This is a genomic window from Bradyrhizobium sp. (assembly GCF_016462955.1).
Lineage (GTDB): Bacteria > Pseudomonadota > Alphaproteobacteria > Rhizobiales > Xanthobacteraceae > Bradyrhizobium.
On record NZ_JAEMSD010000794.1, the window covers coordinates 1,428 to 2,067 of the forward strand.

General features: G+C 63.8%; 2 pseudogenes. Both read left to right on the plus strand.

The window, feature by feature from the left end:
• A pseudogene (locus JHD07_RS38480) lies at nt 1-369 on the plus strand (MBL fold metallo-hydrolase); the annotation flags it as partial.
• An 85-nt stretch (nt 370-454) separates the two neighbouring features.
• Nucleotides 455-640, plus strand: a pseudogene (locus JHD07_RS38485) (2-hydroxyhepta-2,4-diene-1,7-dioate isomerase); the annotation flags it as partial.

Below are 640 nucleotides of genomic sequence, written 5' to 3' on the forward strand. Positions count from 1 at the left end.
GTGTTCAATGATTCCGTGCAGCCGATCGTCGAGGCCGGCAAGGCCGATCTGATCGCGAGCGATCACCGGCTCTGCGAGGAAATCAGCATGATCCCGACCCCGGGGCACAGCCCCGGCCATATGAGCATCCTGATCCAGTCCGACGGCGAGCAGGGCCTGCTCACCGGCGACGTCGCCCATCATCCCTGCCAAATGGCGCATCTCGGCTGGTCCTCGACCGCCGATTCCGACCAGGCGCAATCCGCCGCGACACGGCGCGAGCTGTTTGGGCGTTTCGCGGACACGCCGACACTGGTGATCGGCGGGCATTTCTCGGCCGGGCACATCAAGCGGGAGGGGGACGCGTTCAGGTTCGCGGCGCTGGGGTGATCTCTGTTTTGAGCGGTTGAATTTCCGGCCGCCCTGTTCCATGAAGCTGTTAACCGATCGGTCCAATCTCCAGGGAGAAACGAGAATGAAGCTTGTTCGTTATGGCGAGAAGGGTGCGGAAAAGCCCGGCCTGATCGACAAATCCGGTCAGTTGCGCGACCTGTCGGCGCACGTGAAGGACCTCACGGGCGAGGCCTATTCGCCTAAATCCCTCAAAAAGCTCGCCGGGCTCGATCCCGCCTCGCTGCCCGCCGTGTCCGGCAAGCCGCGG